Genomic DNA, 26,663 nt, shown 5'->3' with positions numbered 1-26,663 from the left:
GCCGCCCCCGCCTTCAACACCGCCAACACCGCGACCACCAACTCCACCGACCGCGGCACCGCCAGCGCCACCAACGACTCCGGCCCCACCCCCCGCGCCACCAACAACCGCGCCAACCGATTCGCCCGCGCGTTCAACTCCCCGTACGACACCACCCGCCCACCATCGGCCACCGCCGGCGCCTCCGGCCCACCGACCGCCCGCGCCCGGAACAACTCGTGCACCAACGCCTCCGGCACCGCCCGCACCCCACCGGACGACGCCGCCAACAACTCCCGCCGCTCGGCCTCCCCCACCAACACCACGTCCCCCACCCGCAACCCCGGATCCGCGACCACGGCCTCCACCAACCGCACCAACCGCGCTGCCATCCCCACCACCGACGACCGATCGAACAAATCCACGGCGTACTCGATCTTTCCGGAGATCCCGTCCGACGTGCCGTCCTCGGCGTGCCGTTCCCGGAGGGTGAACGAGAGGTCGAACTTGGCCACATGGGCCTCGGGGTTCTCCGCCCGCGTGCGGAGTCCGGGGAGCCGGAACCGCGGTTCGTCCCCCTGGTGGAGCACCAGCATGGTCTGGAACAGCGGGTGGCGGGACAGGGAACGGGCGGGGTTGAGCACCTCCACCAGCCGCTCGAAGGGCACGTCCTGGTGGGTGTACGCGGCGAGGTCGGTCTCCCGGACCCGGGCGAGCAGTTCCCGGAAGGTCGGATCGCCCGAGGTGTCGGTGCGCAACACCAGCGTGTTGACGAAGAAGCCGACCAGGTCGTCCAGCGCGTCGTCGGTGCGACCGGCGATCGGGGCGCCGATGGGAATGTCGGTGCCCGCGCCCAACCGGGTCAGCAGCGCCGCCAGCGCCGCCTGGAGCACCATGAAGACGCTGGTACCGCTCGCGGTGGCCAGGGCCCGCAGCCCGTCGTGCGTCTTGGCGTCGAGGGAGAACGAGACCGCGTCTCCCCGGGAGCTCGCGACGTTCGGCCGCGGACGGTCCGTGGGCAGGTCCAGTTCCTCCGGCAGGCCGTCGAGCGCGGCGGTCCAGTAGGCGAGTTGGCGGGACTGCAGGCTGTCGGGGTCGCTCTCGTCGCCCAGGACCTCGCGCTGCCACACGGCGTAGTCGGCGTACTGCACCGGCAGTGTCGCCCACCGCGGCGCGCGGCCGGCCCGGCGCGCGGCGTATGCCTGCGACAGGTCGCGCAGCAGGGGACCGAGGGACCAGCCGTCGCCGGCGATGTGGTGGAGCACGATGACGAGCACCGCGGTGTCGTCTCCGGGGCCGTGTGTCGCATCGCCCGCCGCACCGTCCGGGACGAGCAGTCTGGCCCGCACCGGGATCTGCGTGCTCAGGTCGAACCCGTGCAGGACCGACTCGGTGATGGCCTCGTCGAGCTTCCCGGCGGGCACGTGCTCCTCCTCGAGCACCGGCGCGGCGGAGTCCGGAGGAAGAATCTCCTGCCAGGGAACGCCGTTGCTCTCGGGGAAGATCGTGCGCAGGCTCTCGTGCCGGCCGACGACGTCGCGCAGGGCGGCCGCCAGCGCCGGACGGTCGAGTTCACCGGTGAGGCGTACGACGATCGGAACGTTGTAGGTGGCGTTGGGCCCCTCGATGCGGTTGAGGAACCACAGCCGTCGCTGGGCGAAGGACAGCGGCACCCGGTCCGGCCGGGCGACCGGGGCCAGCGGGGCCCGGTCGCTGCCGGAGTCGGACAGTCGCGCCGCGATCCCGGCGACGGTCGGGGCGTCGAACAGCGCCTTGACCCCCACGCGGACGCCGAGTGTGGCGGCGATCCGGCTCAGCAGCCGCATGGCCAGCAGCGAGTGGCCGCCGAGTTCGAAGAAGTCGTCGTCCACGCCGACCTGCGGCACGCCGAGCACCTCGGCGAACAGGCCGCACAGGATCTCCTCCTGCGGGGTGCGCGGGGCACGGGTGATCCTGCCGCTGGTCGCTTCGGGGGCCGGCAGGGCGGCGACGTCCGTCTTGCCGTTGGCCGTGGTCGGCAACCGGTCCAGCACGACGACCGCGGACGGCACCATGTACTCGGGCAGCGACCGGGCGAGGCGAGCGCGGATCGTGTCGGGGGCCTCGGCGTCTCCGGTGACGTAGGCCACCAGCCGCCGGTCGCCGGCCCGGTCCTCGCGCACGACGCAGACCGCCTGCCGCACTCCGGGGAACTCCGAGCGCAGCGCCTGCTCGACCTCGCCGGGTTCGATCCGGAATCCGCGCAACTTGACCTGGTCGTCGGTGCGCCCCAGGAACTCCAGGTGTCCCGCGGTGGTCCAGCGGACCCGGTCCCCCGTCCGGTACATGCGGGTTCCGGGCGACCCGTAGGGGTCGGCGAGGAACCGCTCGGCCGTCGCCCCGGGCCGGTCGAGGTAGCCGCGGGCCACTCCGGTCCCCGCGACGTACAGTTCCCCGGCCACACCGTCCGGGACCGGCTGCAGCGCGGTGTCCAGCACGTACACCCGGGTGTTCGCCATCGGCCGCCCCAGCGGCACGGGTCCGTCCGGTGTCTCGGCCGCCGCCGGGACGGGGTGGTCCAGGCAGCCGACGGTGGTCTCGGTCGGCCCGTAGTGGTTGATCACCTCCAGTCCGGGTTGCCGGGCCCGCAGTGCGGCGAGCTGCGCGCCGTGCAGGGCTTCGCCGCCGATCACCAGCTGTGCCGTGGGGATGCAGGAGTCGGCCAGGGCTTCGAGCAGGGGCAGATGGCTGGGGGTGATCTTGGCGAACGTCAGGCCGTCGGGCACGGAAAGCCGCTCGTCGAGGTCGGCCACGTACAGGCAGCCGCCCGCCAGCAGCGTGCCGTAGAGACCGGTCAGTCCGAGGTCGAAGGAGAGCGGGGAGTGCAGCAGCGTCCGGCCGGCCAGTCCGGGGTACGAGGCGACGCAGTGCAGAACGTAGTCGACCAGGGACCGCTGCTCCACCACCACGCCCTTGGGGCGGCCGGTGGAGCCGGAGGTGTAGATCACGTAGGCGGCGTCCTGGGGCGAGGGCCGGCTGGTGCGTTCGTCGTCGGTCGGGTCGTGTCCCGGCTGTTGGGCCAGCCGGGCCTCGATGTCGGGGTCGTCGAGGACCAGCGTCCGCGCCGACGGGTGCGGCGCCATGCCGTGCCGGGCGCTCCGCGTGGTCAGGACCAGGGCCGGCCGTGCGTCGTCCAGCAGGTGCCGGACCCGGTCACCGGGCTGGTCCGGGTCCAGCGGCAGGTAGGCGGCGCCCGCCTTCCCCACCGCCAGCATCGCCACCACGGCGTCGGCCGACCGGTGCAGGGCCAGTGCCACGAGGGTGCCGGACGCCACGCCGTCGTGCAGCAGCAGCCGGGCCAACCGGTTGGCCCGGTCGTTGAGTTCGGCGTAGGTGAGGGTGAGACGGCCCGTGGACACGGCCGGCGCGTGCGGCGTTCGCGCGACCTGCCGCTCGAAGAGCGCGGGGAGGGTCGTGGCGGGGTCCGGGCGGGTCGTGGCGTTGCGCGCCACCAGCAGTTCCCGGCGTTCGTCCGCGCCCAGCAGGTCCAAGCGGCCGAGGGGCAGCTCCGGGGTGCGCAGTGCCGCCGAGAGCAGCCGCACGAAACGCGCGACGAGCGTCTCGACCGTGGACCGGTCGAACAAGTCGGCGGAGTACGTCGTGGCGGCGGCGATGCCGGCCGGTTCGCCCTCGGTGCCGAACCGCTCCGTCATGGTGAAGAGCAGATCGAACTTGGCCATCTCCGGTTCCAGGTCCCAGACCGTGGCGTGCACTCCGGGGAAGCGCACGTCGGGGCCGGCCGCGTCCTGCAGCACCAGCTTGGTCTGGAACAGCGGGTGGCGGGCCAGGGAACGCCGCGGGTTGACGACTTCCACCAGCCGCTCGAACGGCACGTCCTGATGGCCGAACGCGGCGATGTCCGTGCGCCGGACACGCTCCAGCAGGTCGCCGAAGGACGGATCGCCCGCCGTGTCCACCCGCAGTACCAGGGAGTTGACGAAGAATCCGACCAGCGGGTCGAGCTCCGGGTCGGTGCGTCCCGCCACGGAGCCGCCGATGGGGATGTCGGTGCCGGCCCCGAGTCGGGTGAGCAGCGCCGCCAGCGCCGCGTGCAGCACCATGAAGAGGGTGACACCGCGCTCGCGAGCGAGCGCCAGCAGGTCGCGGTGGAGTTCCGGCTCCAGGGTGAACCGGACGCCGCCGCCGCTGTGGGTGGGCACGGCGGGCCGAGGCCGGTCGGTGGGCAGTGCCGATTCTTCCGGGAGGTCCCGCAGCGTCTCCTGCCAGTAGGCCGTCTGGCGGGAGATGACGCTCTCCGGGTCCGTCTCCTCCCCGAGGAGCTGCCGCTGCCACAGCGTGTAGTCGGCGTACTGGACCCGCAGCGGCGACCACTCCGGCCGCTCGCCCCGCAGGACCGCCTGGTAGGCCAGCGACAGGTCGCGCGCCAGGGGCGCGGTCGACCAGCCGTCGCTGACGATGTGGTGCGCGACGAGCACCAGGACGTGCTCGTCCGGAGCGACCACCAGGAGGCGGGCTCGGAAGGGCACTTCGGCGGTGAGGTCGAAGCCCCGGCCGGCCGTCTCGGCGACGAGCCGGTAGGGGTCCCGGGACCCGACCTGCACCACGTCCAGGCGGGTCCGGGCCTCGGCGGGGTCGAGGACGACCTGGGCGGGGACGCCGTCGATCTCGGGGAAGATCGAGCGCAGGCTCTCGTGCCGGGCGACCACGTCGGCCAGCGCCTGCTCCAGCGCCGTCACGTCGAGCGCTCCGGACAGCCGCACCACCAGCGGGATGTTGTACATGCCCGCGGTCTCGTCCAGCCGGTTGATGAACCACAGCCCCCGCTGGGCGTACGACAGCGGCAGCGTCCGTGGCCGCTCCTGGGGAACGAGGGGCCCGCGGGCCACGCCGGCGGAGGCGAACCTCCTCGCGAGTCCGGCGACCGTGGGCGACTCGAAGACCGTCTGGACGGACACCTCCACTCCGAGCGCCGACCGCAGCCGGGAGACCAGACGGGTGACGAGGAGCGAGTGCCCGCCCAGGCCGAAGAAGTTGTCGTCGGCTCCCACGTGGTCGAGCCCCAGGAGTTCCGCGAACAGGCCCGCCACGATCTCCTCGTGGGGCGTGCGCGGCTCACGGCCGGCGGCGGTGTACTCGGGGGCGGGCAGCGCCTTGCGGTCGATCTTGCCGTTGGGCGTCAGCGGCATCGCGTCCACGGCGACGAACGCGGCGGGGATCAGGTGGCCGGGGAGCACGGCGGACAGCGCCTCGCGCAGCGCGTGCTCGTCCGTGTCACCCACCACGTGGGCGACGAGACGGGGCTCGGCGTTCGGTCCCGGCAGCACCGACGCCACCGCGTCCCGCACGGCGGGCAGGGCCCGCAGGTGTGCCTCGACCTCGCCCAGCTCGATCCGCTGTCCGCGGATCTTCACCTGTGCGTCCCGGCGGCCGAGGAACTCCAGTTGCCCGTCGGGGCGGTGACGGGCCCGGTCCCCGGTCCGGTAGAGCCGGCTGCCGTCGCCGGCGAAGGGGTCGGCCACGAACGTGTGCGCGGTCTTCGCCGGATCGCGCAGATAGCCCCGGCCCACACCGACGCCCGCGACGTACAGATCGCCCTCGACGCCGACCGGCACCGGCACGAGCCGGTCGTCGAGCACGTACAGGCGGGTGTTGCGGATCGCCCGTCCGATGGGCGATCTGGTCTCCGCGACCGCGGCCGACGCATCGGTGATCACGGCGTGCGTCACGTCGTCCGAGCACTCGGTCGGCCCGTAGGCGTTGACCAGGGGAACGGCCGGGAACAGCGCGAGCCAGCGCCGGACCAGGTCGGCCGGCAGCTCCTCGCCCGTGACCACCAGCCACCGCAGCGACCGGAGGCTCGGAAGCTCGGCGTCCTGCTCCCAGCCGTCCAGGGCGGCGCGCAGCAGGGAGGGGACGACCTCCACCACCGTGAGGCGTTCCCGGTCGACGTGGCGGAACAGCTCGGCCGGATCGGCCGCGGTCCGCGGTCCGACCGTCACGGTCCGCCCTCCGACGACCAGGGCGCTGATCATCTGCCACACGGACACGTCGAAGGTCAGCGGGGCGTTGGAGAGCACGGCGTCGTCGGCGGTCAGCCCGAGGTCCTCGACCTTGGCCAGCAGGTGGTTGTTCATGCCCCGGTGGTGGACCATGGCCCCCTTGGGGCGGCCGGTGGAACCCGAGGTGTAGATGACGTAGGCCAGTTGGTCGGCCCGCGGCGCGGGCGCCGGCGTACGGTCGTCGGTCGCCCGCCCGGCCACACCGCCGAGCGGCAGGACCTCGACGGTGCCGCCGTCCGCGGCCGGCTCCTCGTGCCGGGGGCCGGCCAGGATCCACTCCGCGCCGGCGTCGGTGACCAGGCCCGCCGAGCGTGCCACCGGCGCCCGGGTGTCCAGCGGCAGGTACGCGGCTCCCGTGGCCAGCACGGCCAGGAACGCCGTCACGGCGTACCGGCCGCGGTCGGCGAGCACCGCCACGATCCGGTCGGGTCCGGCGCCTTGCCGCGCCAGCCGATCGGCCAGGGCGGCGACGTCGGCGACGAGCCGGCGGTAGGTGAGGTCGCCCTCGTCGTCCGTGACGGCCACGGCGGACGGCCGTGCGGCGGCGATCGACCGGACCCGGTCCACCACGTCGTCCAGCGGCTCGGCGGCCACCGTGTCGTTCCAGGCCAGCAGGCGCCGCGTCTCCTCCTCGGCGAGCAGCCCGACCGCGCCGACCCGGACACCGGGGTCGGCGAGGACCGCCGTCAGCAGGCGCTCGAACCGGTCCAGTACGGCCCGCGCCGTGGACTCCTCGAAGACGTCGGCGCGGTACTCCAGCGCGACCTGCACCCCGGCGGCCCGGCCACTTGAGGTGAAGGACTCCCTGATGTTCCAGGACAGGTCGAACTTGGCCACCCCCGTCGGCACGACGAGCGGCCGGAGCTCCAGCCCCGGCACGGTCGGAGGCGTCCGGCGGGAGCTGTCCATCGACAGCATGACCTGGAAGAGCGGATGCCGGGACATCGACCGCGGCGGGTTGAGCACCTCGACGAGCCGCTCGAAGGGCAGGTCCTGGTGTGCGTACGCGGCGAGCGCGGCCGTGCGGACCCGGGCCAGCAGGTCCCGGAAGCCGGGGTCTCCCCCGGTGTCCGTCCGCAGCACCATGGTGTTGGCGAAGAGGCCGACCAGGTTCTCCAGAGCGTCGTCCGGGCGTCCCGCGACGGGTATGCCCACGGCGATGTCCTCGCCCGCGCCCAGCCGGGTGAGCAGCGCCGCCAGGACCGCGTGGAACACCATGAACGTGGTGGCGTCGCCGTCCCTGGCCAGCTCGACGATCCGCCGGTGGACGGCCGGGTCGAGGTCGGCGGTGACCAGTCCGGCCGGCGCCGGGCCCGCTCCGCCCCGGTGCGGCCGGTCGAACGGCAGGTCGAGGTGGTCGGGCAGCCCGGCCAGCGTCTGCTTCCAGTAGGCGAGCTGCCGGGCGGCCTCGCTCGCCGGGTCGTCCTCGTCCCCCAGCACGCGCTGCTGCCAGGCCGCGAAGTCGGCGTACTGGACGGGCAGCGGCGCGAGTCGGGGCGCGCGTCCGGCGCTCCGGTCGCGGTAGGCCGCCAGCAGGTCGCTCACCAGCGGGCCGATCGATTCGGCGTCCGCGGCGATGTGGTGCAGCAGGAGCAGCAGCACGTGCCTGTTCTCGGTCACGGCGAACAAGGTGGCGCGCAGCGGTGGCCGGCTGACGATGTCGATCGGCTCGGCCACGGCCGCGGCGAGGCCGTCTCGCAGTTCCCGCTCGTCGGTGGGCACCACGGTGAGTTCCGCTGCCCGACCGGGTTCCAGGATGTGCTGCACCAGGCGGCCGTCGACGTCGCGGTGGACGGTTCGCAGGATCTCGTGCCGTTCGATCACGTCGGAGAGGGCGGACCGCAGGGCGGCGCGGTCCAGGGGGCCTTCCAGGGTGAAGGCCACGGGAACGTTGTACGCGGCACTGGGGCCTTCCAGCGCGTGGAGGAACCACAGCCGCTCCTGCGCGTAGGAGGGCCGGAGCGCTTCGGTACGGGGAACCGGGGTGAGGGCGGGGCGTTCGACCGCGGTCCGGGCCGAGAGCGAGCCGGCCAGTCCGCGCACGGTGGGCGTGGCGAACACCGCTTCGATCCCGCACTCGACGCCGAGCTCGGCACCGATCCTCCGGGCCAGCCGGGCGGCCAGCAGCGAGTGCCCGCCCAGGCCGAAGAAGTCGTCGTCGATCCCGATGTCCGAGGCGTCGGCGACCCCCAGCACGTCCGCGAAGAGGGCGCGCAGCGCTCGTTCCTGCTCCGTACGGGGCGGCCGGGCGTTCCGTCCCCCGGCGAACTCGGGCTCGGGCAGGGCCTGACGGTCGACCTTGCCGTGGGGGGTGACGGGAATCTCGTCGATGGCCGTGACGGTCGCGGGCACGAGGTACCCGGGCAGCGCCGCGACCAGTTCCTCCCGTATCGCCGCGGCGTCGAAGCCGACCTCGGCGGCCGGCACCACGTACGCCGCCAGCACCGACTGCCCGGTGGGGTCCGGCCGGGCCACGACGACGGCCCTCTCGACGGCGGGCAGGGCGCGGACGGCGGCCTCCACCTCCCCGAGCTCGACCCGATGGCCGCGGATCTTGACCTGCTCGTCCGCGCGCCCGACGAAGTGCAGCTGGCCGTCGGGACGTTGCCGGACCAGGTCGCCGGTGCGGTACATGCGCTCGCCGGGCAGCCCGAAGGGGTTGGCGACGAACCTCTCGCCGGTCGGCCCGGGGCGTCCGAGGTAGCCGCGGGCCAGGGCCGGTCCCGCGATGTACAGCTCGCCCGTGACCCCGGGCGGCACCGGTTGCAGGGACGTGTCCAGCGTGTACACGCGCACGCCGGGGATCGCCTCGCCGATCGGCGGTTGGCCGACTCCGGTGTGCGGCCGGCTGACCGTGGCGCCCACGGTGGTTTCCGTGGGGCCGTAGGCGTTGAGGAAGAGCCGTCCCGCCGACCAGCGGGCGGCCAGGTCCTCGGGGCACGCCTCGCCGGCCACGGTGATGGTCATGTCCTTCGGCAGGTCGTTCTCGGCGTCCATCACGGCGAGCGAGGACGGCGGCATGAGCGCATGCGTGATGCCCGCCTCCCGGGCGAACGAGGCGAGCGCGTCGCCGGGCATCAGCCGCTCCCCCGGCGCGAGCACCAGGGTCGCTCCGGAGAGCAGCGCCATGCACAGTTCCGGCACGATCACGTCGAAGCCCATCGCCGCGAACTGCAGCACCCGGCTGTCCGGGCGGACCCGCATGCGCTCCACGCCGACCGTCACCAGGCCCTGGATGCCGGCGTGCGAGACGATCACGCCCTTGGGCCGGCCGGTGGAGCCCGAGGTGTAGACGACGTACGCGGGATGGGCGCTGTCCAGCCGGGCCGTCCGCTCCGCGTCGGTCACGTCGTGCGAGGGACGCGCGGTCAGGTCGGCCACGGTGCCGGGATCGTCCAGCACGACCAGCGGCTGCCCCGAGTCCTGCGCGAGGGGCAGGGTTTCCGACCGCACCAGCACGCATCCGGGCTCGGCGTCCTTCAGGACGAGGTCGATGCGTGTCCTCGGGTAGTCCGGGTCGATGGAGACGAACGCGGCGCCCGCCTTCAGCACGCCGAGCACGGCGACGACGAACTCGGCGGAGCGGGGCAGCAGGATCGCGACCCGGTCCTCGGGACCGACGCCCCGCGAGATCAGCAGACGAGCGAGTCGGTTGGCCCGGCGGTTGAGCTCCGTGTAGCCGAGCTCCGTTCCCTCGTACCGGATCGCGATGGAGTCGGGAGTGGCACGCACCTGTCGCTCGAAGAGCCCGGGCAGGGGAGCTCCGGGCTCCACGGGCGCGTCGGCGTTCAGGCGGGACACGGCCGCCTCGGCCTCCTCCCCCTCCAGCAGGCCGATGTGCCCCATGGGCGTCTCGGGCTGCCGGAAGGCACGGGCCATCCGGGCCAGGAAGGAGAGGTAGCGGCGGTGGTGGCCGGTCAGTTCCGAGTCGCTGTACAGATCGGTGTGGGCGGTGAAGTCGACCGAGATGTCGCTGCCGTCGGGGCGGTCGAAGACGAGGATGATCAGGTCTTCCATCTGGCGCAGCGACACGTTGTGCACCCGGGCCGGGAGGCCCGCGAAGCTCACGCCGTACGCGTAGGGAATGACGTTGATCATGGGCCCGAAGCCGGCCCGCTGGTGCATGGACAGCTCGCGTCTGATGTCCTCGCCCCGGTAGCGCTGGTGTTCCACGGCCTCGCGGAGCGCCCGGCGAGTCCGCTCCAGCAGCTCCCCCGTCGTGGTGGTGGGGTCCACTTGAACCCTGAGCGGCACCACGTTGGCCGTCAGGCCGGGCACCTTGCGGGACCGCTCGGAGGACCTGGCCGCGACCGGCAGGCCCAGGACGATGTCCGTGCGTCCGGTCAGCCGGTGGATGTAGGCGACCGTGGCCGCGATGATCAGGCGGGACCTGCCGATGCCCAACTCCGCCGCGGTCGCGACGACGTCGTGGCGCTGGTCCTCGGACAGCGAGGCGCCGCGGTGGGCGGTGCGTACCGTCGGCGGCAGCGGGTGCTCGGACAGCCACAGCGGTTCGGGGCGGTCCGCGAACCGGCCCAGCCAGTACTCCCGGTCCTCGGTGAACTCCGCCGAGGCGCGGTAGGCGGTCTCCTCGTCCAGCAGCGTGCGCACCGGTTCGAAGGGGGGCGGTTCGTGGTCCGCGCCCTGGGCGAGCGCCAGGTAGAGGTGCGAGGTGCGGTCCACGAGCAGGGCCACGCCAACGGCGTCGAGCAGGATGTGATGGTAGCTGTAGAACCAGAACCAGCGTTCCGGCTCGACCCGGAAGAGGGCGTGCGTGAACAGCGGCGACCGGGTGAGGTCGATCCGCCGGTGGGTCTCGCGCCGCATCCACGCCTCGGCGGCGCCGCGGGGGTCCGCCTCGCCGGACACGTCGAGGAAACGGAACGACCAGGCGGGCTCCGGATCCGCCAGTCGACGGGGCCCTTCCTCGGTGTCGAGGAACCGCACGTGCAGGGAATCGGCTTCCGAAATCGTCTGCCGCAAAGCCCGCTCGAACAATTCCGGATCGATATGCCCGTGAATCTCCAGGTAATCGGCCGCCCTGAATATGGGGAGATCCGGCTCCACCTGCTGCGCATACCAGATGCCTTCTTGCGCACCGGTCAGCGGAAGTATCTGTGCATCGCCAGCGGATGTCTGAGAACGATCCATGACTCCCTCACCGGACAGCTCCACCCAATCGAGTGAACGCTATCCCGACCGGGGTGAGGTGGCGCTGGACAGCGGCTGTACGCTGTTCTGCCCCTTTCCGCCGCAGGCCCGGTGCGGAAGAATCTGCCGACCGGTAACCGACCCCCGTCGCTTGCGAATCCAGGAGACACCCTTATGCGCGTGCTGTGCACCGTGATCGGAAAGGTTTCCCACGCGCGGGCCATGCTTCCGCTGGCCCGCGCGTGCGCCGAGGCAGGACACGAGGTGCTCGTCGTGACCCTCCCTGAGCTGGCCCACGTCTTCGCCGGCGAGTCCCTTCCGGTGCGGGGCGTGCTCCCCTCGCCCGGGACGGCGTCGCGCACCGGACCCGTGCTCGGCGAGGCGTATCGCGTACTGGAGCCCATCGCGCGGGAATTCGGCCCACACCTGTTCCTGCGGGACGGCACCGAGTTCGCGGCGACGATGGTCGGGGACACCCTGGGAATACCCCACGTCTCGGTTCCTTCGGGAAGCGGGAACGTCTTCGACCCCGCCATCATCCTCAAACCCATGAACGAGCGGCGCACCGAAGTGGGGATCCCCACGCGGGACGATCCGTACGCAATCTTCCGTTACGGACGTCTGGACTGCATGCCGCCCGAGTACACGTTCATCACCAATCCCACCCCCGGCACCTTCGCGTACCAGCAGCCCGCGGCGGTTGCCCGGCACGGTTCACTGCCGCCGTGGGTGGCCGACCTGCCCACGGACAAACCTCTGGTGCTCGCCGCCATCGGCACCGCACTCCCGCTGTTCAAGAACAAGAGGATGAACATGCCCGAGGAGCGGTGGCGCAAATACAATCCCCGGGCGGTCCTCGACGCCATGGTGGCCGGCCTCGCCGAGCTGGACTGCGTCGCCGTGGTCGCCACCGGCGGTGTTCCGGTGCGGGACGAGTCGCGCAGCGACCACGTGCACCTGGTCGAGTCCGTCGACCAGCCGCTGCTGCTGCGGTGCGCCCAACTGCTGCTGACCCACGGCGGGTACAACAGCATCCGGGAGGCCGTGACGGCGGGGGTGCCGATGGCGGTCCTGCCGGTCTTCGGCGATCAGCCGCGCAATGCCGAGCGCGTCGAGGAGCTGGCGCTGGGCGCACGGGTGCCGGACGTGACTCCGGACGACGTCGCGAAGACCTGCGAGCGGGTGCTCCGGGACGAGGCCGTCGCCCAGCGGACGCGCCGTGCCCAGCGCCGGATGCTCGCGCTTCCCGATGTGACCGAGGCGGTGGCGGAACTGGAGCGCGTGGCAGCGGACAAGCGGCCGCTCACCGGCTCATGAGTACGCGTGTCACCCCGCACGGGGTGACACGCGTACCGCACCGGCCGGTCTCTCAGGCGGGCTCGTCCGACATCGCCACCAGGATCCGGCGCCGGCCGGTGTACGCCCGTCGCCCGTGTCCCGCCGCGATGTTGTCCACCAGCAGGAGGTCGCCGTTGCGCCAGTCGACGTCCACCGCCAGACGCATCCCGATCTCCTGGACGTGGGTGATGTACTCCCCCGGAATGGGGCTGCCGTCGGCGAACGTCGCGTTCTGCGGAAGCTCGTCCTCCGGGATCACGTCCGCCAGCGCGGCGGCGTCCTCGCCAAGGCCCGCGGGGTGCCACTGGTCCGCCTGGTTGAACCACACCTCGGTCCCCGTCACCGGGTGCTTCAGGGTCGCCTGCCGGAGCTGACTGATCCACAGGGACCCGTCCGGCTGCCACCGCCACTCGGCTTCCGTTCCGTCGAGGAAGGCGTCGACCTCGCCGCGGTCCTCGGTTTCGAAGGTCTGCTGCCAGCTCTTGCCGAACCCCATGCCGTCGTGCAGGTTCTGGGTGTACCGGACGCCGGGGGCGAACGCCGCACGCACCTCGGGGTCGATGGCCTCCAGCCACTGCCGCCCGTCCACCACGGGTGTCGCGCCCCCGGTGGCGGGCGCCTGCTCGCACAGGAACAGGATGCGCGTGGGCCACTTGTGGGCGTACGACATCTCGTTGTGCATGCTGATGTCGAACTCGGGCGGGTACTCGGTGGAGGTGTACAGGTTGCGGCCCACCTTGGTCCGCGGCGAGTTGCCGTGGACGTACGCCAGCCGGTTCGGGAGGAGTTCGTCCGCCACGCTGTCGTAGGTCTCGGGTGTCACCCCGAACCCCCGGAAGACCACCGCCTTCTCCCGGGCGAGCAGATCGCTCACGTCCGTTCCGCTCAGGTACTGCCGCAGTCCTTCCGGGTCGGCCGGACGGTCCGCGCTCCGCGGGTCCACCACCGCGGGCCGCCAGGACGGCTCCGAGTTCACCACTTCTTCCTCCTTGGTCGTTTTCACGGGTGGGGCACGGCGCCGTCCGCGGCCGTTCCGGAGAGGTTCCTGGACAGGAACTCCAGCGACGCGGGCAACGCGGCCTCGACGTACTCCCAGTCGTGGCCGCCTCGTCGTTCGTGGTACTCCACCTGCCAGCCGCGACGGTCCAGCGCCTCGCGCACCGTCCGGCTCATCCGCACCATCCGGTCGTGGTCCTGCATGCCGATGTCCAGGTGGAAGACGGGGGGAGGCTCCGTGCTCGGCGCGTCGATCAGCCGGTACGGGTCGTAGCGCCGGCGCGTCGCGCTGCCCGGCGGACCCCACACCCGCTCGTGACTCTCCACCGTCGGCATGACGAAGTCCGGCTCTCCCCGATGGACGGCGTACGGATCACCTGTGCGGTGCGGCGCCTCGAAGGCGCCGGCGTAGGAGGCGACCGCGGCGAACAGGCCCCGGTGCCGCAGCGCCAGGAACAGGGCGGCTGCGCCTCCCATGGAGAAGCCGCCGATCGCCCGCGCGGAGCGATCGGCCAGGGTCGGGAAGTGCTCGTCCACCGCGGGCACCAGGTCGTGGATCACGTAGTCCTCGTACCGGAGTCCCGCGTGGTCGTTGATGAGCCACCGGCGCCCGCTCTCGGGGAGCACGACGATCAGCCGGGAACCCCGGAGTGCGTCGAGCAGGCGGGTCCGCCGCAGCCAGGTGTCCCTGCCGGCGCCGTATCCGTGCAGCAGGTACAGAACCGGGTACCGCGGCCCTTCTTCCGTGTAGTCCTCCGGGAGGAGGACGTTGACCCGTTTGTCCCGACCGAGTGCCCGGCTCCGCCAGCAAGGGGTCAGGACGCGGGCCGGCACGGCACCTCCTTGCCGGCGTCGGGCACGGCGGCGAGAGCCCTGCGGTCGGTCTTGCCCGTGGACGTCCGCGGCAGCGCGTCCACCAGGTGGAAGGCGGCCGGGACCATGTAGCGCGGCAGGACGGCCAGGCAGTGCCGGCGCAGCTCCGCGGGCGAGGCGGGGGCGCCGTCCGCGGGCACGACGTACGCCTCCAGCCGTGCCTCGTCGTCACCGACGCCCGTCACGACGCAGGCGGCCTCGTGGACGGCCGCGGACGTCAGAAGCGCCGCCTCGACGTCCTCCAGCTCGACCCTGTAGCCGCGGACCTTCACCATGTGGTCGCGGCGGCCGACGAAGGTGTATCCACGGTCGCCGTCGAACCGGACGATGTCCCCCGTCCGGTGGACGGGCGCGGTCGCCGTCGGGCCCGGGTCCGCCGGTGCGCCCCAGTAGCCGAGCATCACCGAGTCGCCCCCGACGCACAGTTCCCCTTCCGCCCCCGGTACGAGCGGGACCTGCCGGCCGTCCGCGTCGACGAGGTGCGCCGATGTGTACGGGCAGGGCCGTCCGATGGGAGGCGGCGCCGTCCGCTCGGGTGCCAGGTCCTCGTCGGTGACGCGGTGGAAGGTGCAGACGTTCGTCTCCGTGGGCCCGTACAGATTGCACAGTTGGGCGTCCGGGACCGCCGCGCGCAGCCGCCGCAGGTGCTTGACGGGAAAGACCTCGCCGGCGAAGAGCACGGTGCGCAGCGCGGACGTTCCCAGCAGGGCGTGGTTCTTCGCGTCGAGCATGCGGACCAGCGCGCCGGGGACCGAGTACCAGACGGTGATCCGTTCCTCGGCCACCAGCCGGTTCAGCGCCGCCCCGGACGCCCGCTTGCTCTCCGGGACCAGGACGAGGCAGGCCCCGGTGCGCGCCGCGGCGAACACGTCGAAGATCGACAGGTCGAAGTGCAGGGGCGCGTGCGAGGCGATCCGGTCCTCCGGGCCGACACCGAACTCCGCGGCGGCCCAGTCGACGAAGGCGATCGCGTTGCGGTGGGACAGCATGACGCCCTTGGGGACACCGGTCGATCCCGACGTGTAGAGCACGTAGGCGAGGTCGGTGGGCGCCACCTCCGCCGAGCGCGCGGCGGGGGTGACGGTTCCGTCGACGGCCTGGTCCCAGCCGGTCCACCGGGCGCCCGTCGCGGGCCCGGCCGCGGGCGGGTCGTACGGCTCACCGACCACGACCCCGCCCTTGAGGCCGCTCACCGCGCCCACGCCGTCCTCGTGGAGCAGACGGAACCGGTCCGCGTCGGTGATCAGGCAGGTTGCCGCGCAGTCCGTCAGCATGTAGCCGACCCGGGCGGGCGGTGCCATGGGGTCCACCGGCACATAGGCGGCACCGGCCTTCAGGATCGCGTGGATGGCGACGACGGCCTCGATCGACTTGTCCAGCCACACGGCGGCCCTGTCACCGGGGCGCAGGCCGGTCTCGCTCAGGGTGCGGGCCAGCGCGCCACCGGCCCGGTCCAGTTCGGCATAGTCGATCGAGCTTTCCCTGAGGCGTACCGCCTCGGCCGTGGGCCGAGTCGCCACCGTACGTGCCAGTTGGTCAGCGAGAGTGGACAACGGCTCGACCTCCCGCCCCCGTCGCAGGTCGGCGCGCGCCTCCGGTGACGCCCAGCCGTTCGGCCATCACGAGACGTTGGATGTCCGTGGTCCCGGAGGAGATGCGGGTGCCGAGAGCATCGCGCAGGTTCCTCTCGGCGTCCCGCTCCTTGGTGTAGCCGAGTGCGCCGAATATCTGCATCGCGTCCTGGAACGTGGCCACGGCCGCTTCGCTGACCTGCATCTGAGCGGCCTCGGAGTAGACGGACGGGCCGGCCTTGGCAAGGTCCCAGCCGGCCCGGTAGGTCAGCAGCCTGGCCTGTTCCAGGCGTACCCACATGTCCACAATGCGGTTCGACACGGACTGGAAGCGCCCGATCGGCTGTCCGAACTGCTTGCGACTGTGCGCGTACTCGACGCACTCGTCGATCTGGCGCCGCATCGTGCCCAGCAGGGGGGCGAGGAGCAGGGCCCGCTCCCAGGCCATCGTGGTGGCGAGTATCCGTGAGCCCTGCTTCTCGGCGCCCAGCCGCCTGGAGACCGGAACGGACACGTTCTCCAGCGTGAGTTCGCCCCACGGCGCGGTGCGCAGTCCGGACTTCTCGAACCGCGTCTCCACCGACACCCCGGGCTGATTCCGTTCGACGATGAACGCGGTGACCCCGGTGAAACCGAGCTCGGGGTCGAGGGTGGCGTGGACGACGAAGACATCGGCGATCGGGGCGTTGGTGACGAACCGCTTGCCGCCGTTGAGGACGTACCGATCACCGTCCCGGGTCGCGGTCATGGCCAGGGCCATGGCGTCCGAGCCGGACCCCGCTTCCGTGATCGCGTGGGCGCCGATCAGGGAGCCGTCCCCGAGCCCGGTCAGGTAACGCCGCTTCTGTTCGTCCGTGCCGAACACCATGACGGGCAGCGCCACTGCCCAAAGGTGCGCGCCCAGGCTGATCAGCAGACCGTTGTCGGGACAGCCGTGGCCGAGGCCTTCCATGGCGATGGCGCAGGTCAGCGGATCCCGCCCGGCACCGCCGTACGCCTCGGGCAGGGGGAGGGCGAGGACGCCGGCATCCGCGCAGCGCTTCCAGTCCCCCTCCTGAAGGCGCTGGGATCTGTCTCGCTCCTCCAGGTCGTGGCCCAGTTCGGTGGCGCCCAGGATCCGCAGGCGCTCGTGGAGCTCGGCCTGCTCCTCGGTCCAGTCCAGGTTCATCAGGACGCCCCCAGGGGGGCCTGGTCCGGCAGCGCCGCCAGCGAGGCGGCGATCTGCTCGTCGGACACCGGGTGGTCCTCCAGGTCCCCCGCCAGGAACTGCTGGTACGCGGAGAGGTCCAGGAGTCCGTGGCCGCTGACGTTGAGCAGGATCACCGCGGGTCTGCGCTCGGCCCGGGCCTTCACCGCCTCGTCGATCGCGCACCGGATGGCGTGGGCGGACTCGGGGGCCGGGATCACGTGCTCGGTGCGCGCGAACAGGGCGCCCGCTTCGAACACGGCCTTCTGCCCGTAGCTGACCGCCTCGAGGAGGCCACGGTCGTAGAGGGCGCTGACCAGGGGTGCCGCACCGTGATACCGCAGACCGCCCGCGTGCACGCCGGGGGCGGCGAAGGTGTGGCCGAGGGTGTACATCTTCGTCATGGGAGTGCTGCCGGAGAGGTCGTTGTAGTCCCAGGCGTAGCGTCCGCGCGTCATCTTGGGACACGCCTCGGGCTCGACGGCCACCAGCCTGGTGTGCACTCCCTCGCGCAGCCTCTCCCTGTGGAAGGGGAAGGCCAGGCCCGCGAAGTTGCTGCCGGCTCCCATGGCGCCGATGACGACATCGGGGAACTCCCCGGCACGCTCCATCTGGAGCAGTGCCTCTTCACCGATCACCGTCTGATGGAGCAGCACGTGGTTCTCGCCGCTGCCCACCGCGAAGCGTCCACTGGGCACCGTCCGGGCGTACTCCAGCGCCTCGGCATTGGCGATCGCCAGGCTCCCGTGACTGTCCGGCTGCTTGGCGAGGAGCTCCTTGCCGGCCTCGGTGGTCGCACTGGGGCTGGCGAGCACGCGGGCCCCGTGCAGTTCCATCAGCACCCGCCGGTACGGCTTCTGGTCGTGGCTGACGCGGACCATGAAGACGGTGAGGCCCAGACCGTACATCTGGCAGGCCATGGACAGGGCCGTGCCCCACTGCCCGGCGCCGGAACCGGTGGACAGCTCCTGCACCCCGGCCTTCCGGTAGAAGTAGGCCTGCGCGACCGCGGTGTTCAGCTTGTGGCTGCCCGACGCGTTGGCGCCTTCGTACTTGTAGTAGATGTGAGCGGGCGTGTCCAGGGCCTGTTCGAGCCGGTGGGCGCGCACCAGGGGCGTCGGACGCCAGCGCTGGTACTGCTCCCGCACCTCGTCGGGGATCTCGACAAAGCGTTCACGTCCGACGCTGCCCCGGTACATGGACAACGGAAGGTTGAGCGCCACCCCGTTCGAGCGGTGTTCCTCCGACTCCCCGAGGGGACGGAGCCGACGTACATCGGATTCCTGGACGTCGACATCCGCGAGGATGTTGTACCAGTGGGTCGGGGTATCACTCTCGTCCAGCAGGAAACGATTCCGTTGCGCCTTCATGCGGAACCTTCGGGCGACTTGTCACGAATGCTTCGGCGAAGCAGCTGCATCAGGTCTCCGACAGTCCGGAGGTCGGCTTCCATGACATCCTCGTCGTCCAGCTGCACATCGAACTCGCCTTCCACGGCGAGCAGCAACTGGAGCATGCTGAGAGAGTCGAGCTGAATCCGTGGAGAATAGAGCGACATGTCGTCGCCGATGTCTTCCGGATTCAAGCGAAGGCCCAGGACATCGACCATGATCTTGCGTGTTCGGATCGCTATCTCTTCACCTTCGTCGTGCACTATGAGACCCCTGTCTCTCGTGGCGAACTACCGCAGGGCCAGTCGCGCGCGGACGTCACCGACGACTTCCGGCTCCTGCCCCATCAGATAGAAGTGCCCACCCGGGAAAATGCGCAGATTGAATTCGGCGGAAGTGAGGTCACTCCACGCGGCCGCCCCCTCCCGCGGTACGTGCGCGTCGGCGGCACCCGCATAGGCCGTCACCGGAGTGGCCACGGGGGGCAGGCGAACCGGCCGGTAGGTCTCGACCAGCCGCAGATCCGCTCTGACGCAGGGAAGCACCAGACGCAGCAGATCCGGGTCCGCGAGCACGGCGTCGTCCATGCCCCCCAGCTCCGTGAGACCTTCCAGCATGCCCTCGTCGTCCCGCAGGTGCAGATCCCGCCGGCGCCGCGGCTCCAGCGGCGACACGCTCCCGGAGACGAACAGGTGCGCAGGCCGGGCCAGGTGGCGGGCCTCCAGGCGCCTGGTCACCTCGTACGCGACCGCCGCTCCCATGCTGTGACCGAAGAGGGCGACCGGCCGGTCGAGCACCGAGGTCACCACGTCGGTGATCCGGTCGGCGAGCGAGGTCATGTCGTCCACGCACGGCTCGTCGAAACGCTCCTGCCGGCCGGGGTACTGGACGGCGACCAGTTCCACGTCCGGGGGCAGCGTCTCGGTCCACCGCCGGAAGACACCGGCGGACCCGCCGGCGTGCGGAAAGCAGATCAGCCGCAGCCGTGGAGCGCGCACCGGCCGGTATCGCTTGAGCCAGGCGTCCGCAGTACGTCGCACCGGCACGGCTGGTATCACTGATGCCCTCTCCCTCCGATAACGAACACCTCGCCCATTTCTGCTGCCGGAGCATAGCCTGTGTTCGGCGGAGCGTCACCAGTGAAAAGTCTTGCGGCAGTTGGCAATTCAGACTGCCTCCAGGCGGGCCGGTGTACCGTGCGTAGAGTGGCCCTGCCGGTATCGGCGCACACCGACGATGGAACACATACCCCCGAGGCAAAATCGCCGCACCACGGCATCCTGGTTCTGCGACGTGCAATGGCCGGGCCCACTTCCGGCAGTCGCCCCCGTGCATCATGCCGAAATGCCGTGGTGCGAACACCGGGTGTCCATGCGGCGGCCGTGGGCACTCGGGCGCCTTCTTCCCGAATCATTCCATTGCCCCCATGGTGCCCGACTGAATCAGCTGCATATCGCGAGCCCAGAGGACTGAATGGCATGGTGGAAGCGGCATCCGCCCACGAAGGCACGAGAGAGTCGGCCCGCATCGGCAGCACCCCTCTGCGACCGCTGCGGATCCGGTTCGACGGCCGGTCGGTGAGGCTCTGGCTGAAGCTGGAGGCGGGAAACCCTTACGGATCCATCAAGGCTCGGACCGCACATGCCTTGCTGGCCTCGCTGGAGGCGAACGGCGAGCTCACGCCGGGGCGCAGGGTGGTCGAGTCCACGTCGGGCAATCTCGGACTGGCCCTGGCAGGACTGTGCGCGGCGCGCGGGTACCTGTGCACGCTCGTCGTCGAATCCAACACCCCCCGCAGCAGCATCGACCAGATGGCCGCCTACGGGGCGGAGGTGATCACCGTCCCGGAGGTCTCGGGGGGCAGAACGATCGACGCGCGGCTGGCCGTGGTCGCGGAGATCCTCGCCCAGGACGCCACGGCCGTGTGGACCAACCAGTACACGAACCCGGCCAACCCCGGTGTGCACGAGTCGGACACCGCGCCCGAGCTGGCCAGGGCCGCGCCCGAAGAGGGCTGGGACACGGTGGCGGTCGCGGTGTCGACCGGCGGGACGCTCGCCGGCATCTCCCGGTATTTCCGCAGGCACATGGCGGCCACCCGGATCATCGCGGTCGACGCCGTCGGCTCGGCGGCACTGGGCGGTACCGCGGCCGAACGCCCGTTCAAACTGGCCGGCTTCGGTTCCGGGAGACGGTCCGAATTCATCGAACGGCACCACTGGGACCACGTGGTCCGTCTCCGGGACGCGGACGCGGCCGACGCCTGTGCCCGGATTCGGAATCGGACCGGAATATCCCTGGGCGGCAGCGCGGGAGCCGCGGTGCTCGCCTCGGTCCTGCGGGCCATCCGCGACCCGGCGGCACGGGAACTCGTCTGCGTGTGCCCCGACAGTGCGGAAAAGTACACACAGCTGCTCCCCGGAAGGCCCGCCGGGGCCGGCCGAGCGGACGAGAGCATCGCCGAGGCCCTGGAGCTTCTGGACCTCGCACAACCCGACGAGACGCTGCCGAGAGAGCGAGCCCACGCATGACCACGACGTCCTCCGCACCGATCCGCTACCTCGACAGCGCCGATGTCGCGCGGCTGTGCGCGGACCTTCCGATCGTCGACCTGGTCCACGAGACGCTGCTGGCGGTCGGCCGGGGCGAGGCCGGCGTGACCCCCGAGGCCGCCCTCCGCTGGACGACCACGGCGGGAGATCCGGCCCGCAGCCTCATCCTCCCCGCCTGGACCGGCGACAACTACGGCTGCAAGATCATCAACGCGTCCCTGGGCAACCACCGGTACGGGCTGCCCCGGGCGGCGGGCCTGATCGTGCTCAACGATCCCGAGACGGCGCAGCCGGTGTGCGTCATGGAAGGCGGGCGCATCAGCGCGCTGCGCACCGCGGGGGTGTCGATGGCCGCCGTACGCGCCCTCCGCGGACGGGAGGGGGTCGAGAGCGTGGCCTTCCTCGGGTGCGGCCGACAGGCCGGGGTGCACCACGAACTCCTGACCTCGCTCTTCCCGGCCGTGGGCGAGTTCTGGCTGTACGACCACGACGCCGCGCGCGCCGAGGAGTTCGCCGACGCCGTCCGGGCGGCTGATCCGCGGGTCGCGGTGACCGTGGTGGCCCATGCCAGAGAGGCGGTCGAACGCGCCGGGCTGACGATCGCGGTGACCACGACGACCAAGCCCTACGTCGAGCTCGACTGGCTGCCCGCCGGGAGCATCTTCGTCAACGTGTCCCTCGACGATGCGGCCGAGAGCCTCCTTCTGGGCTGTGAGCACCTGTTCGTCGACGACTGGGACCTGGTGGTCGCCGACGAGCACCGGCTCCTGGGCGCGCTCGCGCGGGCCGGCCTGGTCAGCGGACCGGGCGAACCCGCCCCGAACGGTGGCCGGGCCGTCGACGCGGACCTTCCCGGCCTGCTCCGCGGCTCCGCCCCGCGGCCCATCGGCGAACACGACCGCACGGTGGTCAACCCCTTCGGCATGGGTGTCCACGACATCGCCCTTGCCGCCGCGGTCCACGCCCGCGCGATCGATACGGGGCGGGGGATCCCACTGCCCCGGTGATCCCCGGCGGCGCGGGGACGGGCACGAGGTTCACCCCATCGGAAAGGACCACACGGCATGACCGACTCGCACATCGCTTCCGTCCGCGAGTACTACGCCCGCGTCGACGCCGGCGACATCCCCGGTCTCCTGGAGCTGTTCGACGACCAGGCCGCCTACGCCCGCCCCGGATACCCGGTGCTGCACGGCACGGATGCGCTGTCGGCCTTCTACCGGGAGACCCGGGTCATCGCCGAGGGCAGGCACTCGCTCGTCGACGTGGTGTCCAACGGCGAACACGTCGCGGTACAGGGCCGGTTCAGCGGACGTCTGAAGGACGGCAGCGCCTCCGAGGTGCGGTTCGCCGACTTCTTCCACTTCAACGAACGCGGCCTGATCAAGCGGCGGGACACCTATTTCTTCCGGGCGGCCGTGTGAGGCGGCCGTAACGGCGGTTCCGGTCCCGGGGCCGGGGCTTCCCACGGTGTCCCGCCGGAGCACCTGCCGCCCCGCGCGGTCCGGCCGGTGCTCCACGATTCCGGCCGGCCGGAGCCCTTCACACGGTACGCGTCGTGGCCGGCGGCGATTCCTCGTCGTCCCCCGCTCCGCCGCGGTCGCCGGCCGCACGGTACGGCCCCCTGGCGTCCGTTCGACGACGGAGCGTGCAGCCCCACCGAAAGCGCGTCGACGGTGCCGGGAGCCGCCGGCGGGGTCGGGGACCGGCGCGGTGGCTGACGCCCCGTTTCGGTCCCCGATCCTGCTCGGAAACCCCCTGCCCGGCGGCTGCGGGGGCATGGCGCACGCGTGGGCCGCGCTAGCAGGGCATGCGGTTCGCCGCGAGAGCCGCGTGCGCAGGCCGAAGCGCCCGCAGATGGACACGCGTCAGGGGCAGAAAAGAGTACTCGCCACCCGGCCGGGACGGCCGTTCGAGGACCTGTTCGTTGACCAACGTCTCCAGCAGGTCCTCCGCTTCCCGGGCCGGGCACCGCAGCCGGCAGGCGGCCCTCGACAGCGTGAAGGGGGCGGTTTCCTCGGCAAGCACCTGCAGTGCCTGCCGTAGACGTGGGGTGAGCGACAGCAACACCGAGTCGAGCCGGTCCCGGACGCGCACATCGCCGATCGCGAGCTCGGGCAGCCGACGCTCCTCGTTGCTCAGGTGTTCCGCGAAGCCGGCGAGTTCCCAGCGTGGTCTTGCGGCCAGACGCAGTCCGGCGATGCGCACGGCCAGGGGCAGATCACCGCAGAGGGAAGCGAGCCGGTTGGCGGCTTCGCGTTCCTGCACCACCCTGGCTTCACCGATGAGATTGGCCAGCAACTCGAGCGACTGGCGTCTTCGGAGCGCCGGGATTCTGATGTGGCGGACCCCGTCTCCCAGGGCCGACAAAGGGGTTCGGCTCGTGACCAGGAGCGCGCTCGTCGTTCCGGAAGGCAGCAGGGGGCGAATGGACTGCCCCTCGGTCACGTTGTCGAGGACCACCAGGACGCGGCGTTCCCGGAGAAGAGTCTGGTACATCTCCACACGCTCGCGGGCATCGACCGGGACCGCATGCGCCGGGACGCCCATCGTCCTGAAGAAGCTGTCGAGCAGAACGTGGATCTCCTCCGGGCTCCCCGATGCCATTTCCGCCCGGAAGACACCATTGCGAAAGTGCGGCCGAAGGAAACTCACCGCCCGTGTGGCGGTTGCGGACTTTCCCGCACCGGCCGGGCCGTAGAGGGCAACGACCAACGGCGCCTCGCGTCCCCCCGCTCCCCCGCCGCGTGACAGGTGCTGCACCGTTCGGTGCAGCTCGGGGCGGTCCACGAAGGCGCCGGCCGTATAGGGAGGCCGAGGTGTGTCCGCGGGTGTCGCCGCGGGCGCAGGCGGTGCCGTGACACCGGGATCACCGTCCGCGCGCAGTATGGAAGCCTGTGCCTCCCGGAGCCGGGCTCCCGCTCCGATACCGCTCTGCCTGCGCAGCCTCATGTCGATCGTAGTGAACAGCTCCAGCGCCTCCGCCCGCTGTCCTGCTCCCGCGAGCGCCGTGATGAGACTGGCGTGGAGCCCCTCGTGCAAGGGGCTGCCGAGTGCGACCGGACCTATCTTCTCTATGACTTCCCCGTACTCCTCCAGCGAAATTCCGAGTTCGGCGAAGCGTAAGGCCGAGCCGATCCGCTGAGCGGAGGAATTAATGGCCACCGGGTGAGAACACAAACTCGGCGACGTCCCCTCCAGCACATTTCCCCGCCACAGCGACAGCATGTCGCCCAGCAGGGAGAATTCCGTCGCCGCCTGGTTGGCGTTCTGGGCTTGCTGCGCCCTCTCGCCCAATCTTCGGAATTCGAGCAGATCCAGCTGGTCGTCGTTGATCTGAAGCTCGTAGCCGGTGGCCCGGCGCAGCAGCGCCATGCCGCCGTCCTTGGCCGAGTCGTGAGCCTTCAGAATCAACCGTATTCGGTACACATACGTATGGACCAACTGATCGAAGGAGTCCGGTATGTCATCGCCCCACAGGAAGTCGACGATCTCGTCCCGCTCGGTCACTTCGTTGGCACGCAACGCGAGCAGACCCAGCAGCGCCTGTTGTTTGGGGGTTCCCAACGGGACCCTGACCGGACCGCGGAAGGCGGAGAGGCCGCCCAGGACGCGAAGAACCAGAGGTTCGTCCTCCGCCTGCGATTCGCTCTGCGAAGGCATGGGATCACTCACCAGATCAGGATGCTCCGCCAGGCCGAGCACTTCCATCAGCCGCCGCAGCGAGCTCTTTCTCGGCGAGCGCACCCTGCCCTGTTCGATCTCGCGAAGCGCTCTGAGACTGATCCCGGCTCTGTGCGCCACGACGCGTTGACTGAGCCCACTACGGTTCCGTGCGTTTCTGATGATGGAGCCGAAATTTTTACCAGGAGTTGATACGCTCTGCAGTACCACTATCACCGACCCCTTTCGTGAACTTTTCCACCAAACGGCCACATTCCCCCGGCGAACCACCTCCGTCCGCGCTTGGCACTTCCGGCGCTTTCTCGGCCGATGTCGGCGGACTCGGCCCTTTCGGGAGCCGCGCCCGTCCCTGTGGGTCGTCCGCGTCCGATCCGGCCTCGCTCCCGGGAACGGCGAGCGCGAGTTGCCCCGGGCTCGGCGTGTTCGGCTCCCGCTGGAGCACCGGTGCCCCCTGGGCGAGGAGCCGGGCGAACGATGGCTGCACACCTCGTCGGTCGTGGACAGGGGACGTTGGGCATTTCCCGGCGACGGATGCTCGCCGAGCGTGGTCGCATCGTGCGGATGGCGCCGCCGAGCCGGGCGGCCCCGAGTGCGGGCAAACGTAAAGTCCCCGGTGGGAACGGTCTTGCGACAGAAAGATCCGGCCGAGGGGCCTCATGTGTCGACCGGCGTCACACGCGCCGCCGTGCTCGATGTCCGGCGCGGTCCACCGGGGCATGGTCGGCGCCCGGCGCGGACGCCGGACCCTGGGCTGCCGTGCGCAGGCCGTCCCGATGCCGCGCCGGAGCGGGCCACGGGCCCCACGACGCAGGCCCGTGACGGTCCGAAAGAACCGGCACCGTGGAGGTCGTCTCCACTGGACGGCCACTCCGGGTCCCCCGGCAAGCCCCGGCCTCGAGCACGGTGCACGAGCACCCGCCACCGCGGTCTCATCGACGCGCTGAACCACCTCGCGACCGACCGGGCAGCGTCCTCGCCCCGGTGGGCCTGGGCCACGAGAACGCCGGAGACGGCTTCCGCCGTCCGATCAGGAATCCGCAGGCGGTGAGCTCACCGGTGCCCGGCGGGCATTCGATCGGATCGCCCGGGCTCTCCACGGGGTGCGGGCGCGCGAACTCCCCGCTCAACGTCACGTCCAAGGCCCTGTGGAGGGCCGGCCCGGATCCCGGCCTCATTTCCGGACCACCGACGCAGTCCTCGCCCTGGTTCGACTCGCGTACGACCGCACCATCCAAACGGTCACGCACGGCCGCGATCGCTTACCGGGAAAGGCTCGTTCCTCGATCTCCTGTGCTGCCGACCGACACGAAGGGTTCTCACAGGAGCCGCACCGCCATACCTTTCGGAGGGAATTCGAATCAGCGTCTCCGCTATTTCGAGTCGGATTTTTCCTGCGCTTCGGAATGCGCTTCGAAAGGCTAAGTCGGACTGATATTCCTGGGTTGGACAGCGGCCTTTTCCAAGCCGTTGGGAAATTAAACGGACTCCGCCCGAGCCTATCTCGGACATCTTCGGATACCACGGGGCAAACTGGAGCCGGGCAGTCCCTGTGGCGCATGCATGCATACTCTCCCCATGAGCTTGTGCGTGCAGTCGTCAGAATTTATGTCCGACGTTCTGAATACTGCTATATACAGTTCCCGCCTGTCAACGATCTTTTTCGACCATCAAACGATCATCGACAGAGGGTGACTACACACAAGACGTCATCCGCCTTTCAACCATTGGGCGCACACTCTTGAGGGTTGTCACTCGGAGGTCGTTTTCTCCCGATGTTTCATCCCTGAATTGGCGTTTGTTCCAATGATGTCGGACCACGCCGGGAGGCGGTCCACGGAGCGGGACGGTGCCCGGCCACGGCCACTCGTGAGGACGACCGGGCC

The 26,663-nt window shown here is 71.0% G+C and carries 14 protein-coding genes; 5 read left to right on the top strand and 9 right to left on the bottom strand.

Translation table 11 applies throughout. The annotated features are described in order from the left end of the window. Window positions 1–11,105: amino acid adenylation domain-containing protein (locus ABD335_RS02535; RefSeq protein WP_344320365.1), on the bottom strand; the 11,105-nt coding region annotated here is incomplete at its 3' end. Between ABD335_RS02535 and ABD335_RS02530 the strand changes: the two genes are divergently transcribed. Both ABD335_RS02530 and ABD335_RS02525 read left to right on the top strand, forming a co-directional pair. Next, complete coding sequence (locus ABD335_RS02530) at window positions 10,986–11,225, top strand: hypothetical protein (RefSeq protein WP_344320436.1); 240 nt, start codon at window positions 10,986–10,988, stop codon at window positions 11,223–11,225. The genes ABD335_RS02535 and ABD335_RS02530 overlap by 120 nt on opposite strands. A 237-nt stretch (window positions 11,226–11,462) precedes the next feature. After that, on the top strand, window positions 11,463–12,506 hold the full coding sequence (locus tag ABD335_RS02525; RefSeq protein WP_344320364.1) for a glycosyltransferase: 1,044 nt from the start codon (window positions 11,463–11,465) through the stop codon (window positions 12,504–12,506). A 52-nt stretch (window positions 12,507–12,558) separates the two neighbouring features. Here ABD335_RS02525 and ABD335_RS02520 read toward each other — a convergent pair whose 3' ends face one another. The 7 genes from ABD335_RS02520 to ABD335_RS02490 are packed head-to-tail and all read right to left on the bottom strand — an operon-like array spanning window position 12,559 to window position 19,542. After that, window positions 12,559–13,503 carry a TauD/TfdA family dioxygenase gene (locus tag ABD335_RS02520; RefSeq protein ID WP_344320363.1) on the bottom strand — a complete coding sequence of 315 codons (945 nt, stop codon included), beginning with the start codon at window positions 13,501–13,503 and terminating at the stop codon, window positions 12,559–12,561. 23 nt (window positions 13,504–13,526) lie between these two features. Then, window positions 13,527–14,357 carry an alpha/beta hydrolase gene (locus ABD335_RS02515; RefSeq protein WP_344320362.1) on the bottom strand — a complete coding sequence of 277 codons (831 nt, stop codon included), beginning with the start codon at window positions 14,355–14,357 and terminating at the stop codon, window positions 13,527–13,529. Continuing rightward, a complete protein-coding gene (locus tag ABD335_RS02510; protein ID WP_344320361.1) occupies window positions 14,339–15,949 on the bottom strand; it encodes an amino acid adenylation domain-containing protein in 1,611 nt (536 codons plus the stop codon). The genes ABD335_RS02515 and ABD335_RS02510 overlap by 19 nt, the downstream gene beginning before the upstream one ends. Next, the gene (locus ABD335_RS02505; RefSeq protein WP_344320360.1) at window positions 15,933–17,135 is read right to left on the bottom strand and encodes an acyl-CoA dehydrogenase family protein; all 1,203 of its coding nucleotides are present in this window, start codon (window positions 17,133–17,135) and stop codon (window positions 15,933–15,935) included. Before ABD335_RS02505 ends, ABD335_RS02510 begins: the two co-directional genes overlap by 17 nt. Then, the gene (locus ABD335_RS02500) at window positions 17,135–18,523 is read right to left on the bottom strand and encodes a TrpB-like pyridoxal phosphate-dependent enzyme (RefSeq protein WP_344320359.1); all 1,389 of its coding nucleotides are present in this window, start codon (window positions 18,521–18,523) and stop codon (window positions 17,135–17,137) included. Before ABD335_RS02500 ends, ABD335_RS02505 begins: the two co-directional genes overlap by 1 nt. Continuing rightward, a complete protein-coding gene (locus tag ABD335_RS02495) occupies window positions 18,520–18,807 on the bottom strand; it encodes an acyl carrier protein (protein ID WP_344320358.1) in 288 nt (95 codons plus the stop codon). Before ABD335_RS02495 ends, ABD335_RS02500 begins: the two co-directional genes overlap by 4 nt. 27 nt (window positions 18,808–18,834) lie before the next feature. Then, window positions 18,835–19,542 carry a thioesterase II family protein gene (locus tag ABD335_RS02490; RefSeq protein WP_344320432.1) on the bottom strand — a complete coding sequence of 236 codons (708 nt, stop codon included), beginning with the start codon at window positions 19,540–19,542 and terminating at the stop codon, window positions 18,835–18,837. 480 nt (window positions 19,543–20,022) lie between these two features. Here ABD335_RS02490 and ABD335_RS02485 point away from each other — a divergent pair, with 480 nt between their 5' ends. Genes ABD335_RS02485 through ABD335_RS02475 form a run of 3 tightly spaced genes read left to right on the top strand, consistent with a single transcriptional unit; the run spans window position 20,023 to window position 22,520 of the window. Beyond that, window positions 20,023–21,075 carry a cysteine synthase family protein gene (locus ABD335_RS02485; RefSeq protein WP_344320357.1) on the top strand — a complete coding sequence of 351 codons (1,053 nt, stop codon included), beginning with the start codon at window positions 20,023–20,025 and terminating at the stop codon, window positions 21,073–21,075. After that, window positions 21,072–22,103, top strand: coding sequence for an ornithine cyclodeaminase (locus tag ABD335_RS02480; RefSeq protein ID WP_344320356.1), 1,032 nt, complete (start codon window positions 21,072–21,074; stop codon window positions 22,101–22,103). Before ABD335_RS02485 ends, ABD335_RS02480 begins: the two co-directional genes overlap by 4 nt. A gap of 57 nt (window positions 22,104–22,160) precedes the next feature. Continuing rightward, window positions 22,161–22,520: a nuclear transport factor 2 family protein gene (locus ABD335_RS02475; protein ID WP_344320355.1), complete on the top strand. Its 360-nt coding sequence runs from the start codon at window positions 22,161–22,163 to the stop codon at window positions 22,518–22,520. 376 nt (window positions 22,521–22,896) lie between these two features. Here the strand turns inward: ABD335_RS02475 and ABD335_RS02470 are convergent, their stop codons facing one another. Next, window positions 22,897–24,990: a BTAD domain-containing putative transcriptional regulator gene (locus tag ABD335_RS02470; RefSeq protein ID WP_344320354.1), complete on the bottom strand. Its 2,094-nt coding sequence runs from the start codon at window positions 24,988–24,990 to the stop codon at window positions 22,897–22,899. Between the last annotated feature and the right edge of the window lie 1,673 nt (window positions 24,991–26,663).

Origin of the sequence: Streptomyces macrosporus (assembly GCF_039533145.1) — a bacterium.
Taxonomy (GTDB): domain Bacteria; phylum Actinomycetota; class Actinomycetes; order Streptomycetales; family Streptomycetaceae; genus Streptomyces; species Streptomyces macrosporus.
The sequence above is the reverse complement of the archived record's forward strand: the minus strand, read 5'-3'. Positions and strand labels throughout refer to the sequence as shown.

What these genes read in the sequence shown, in the direction of transcription:
- ABD335_RS02500 (WP_344320359.1), bottom strand. Translation starts at nt 18,523, where the DNA reads ATGAAGGCGCAACGGAATCGTTTCCTGCTGGACGAGAGTGATACCCCG.
- ABD335_RS02480 (WP_344320356.1), top strand. Translation starts at nt 21,072, where the DNA reads ATGACCACGACGTCCTCCGCACCGATCCGCTACCTCGACAGCGCCGAT.
- ABD335_RS02505 (WP_344320360.1), bottom strand. Translation starts at nt 17,135, where the DNA reads ATGAACCTGGACTGGACCGAGGAGCAGGCCGAGCTCCACGAGCGCCTG.
- ABD335_RS02485 (WP_344320357.1), top strand. Translation starts at nt 20,023, where the DNA reads ATGGTGGAAGCGGCATCCGCCCACGAAGGCACGAGAGAGTCGGCCCGC.
- ABD335_RS02475 (WP_344320355.1), top strand. Translation starts at nt 22,161, where the DNA reads ATGACCGACTCGCACATCGCTTCCGTCCGCGAGTACTACGCCCGCGTC.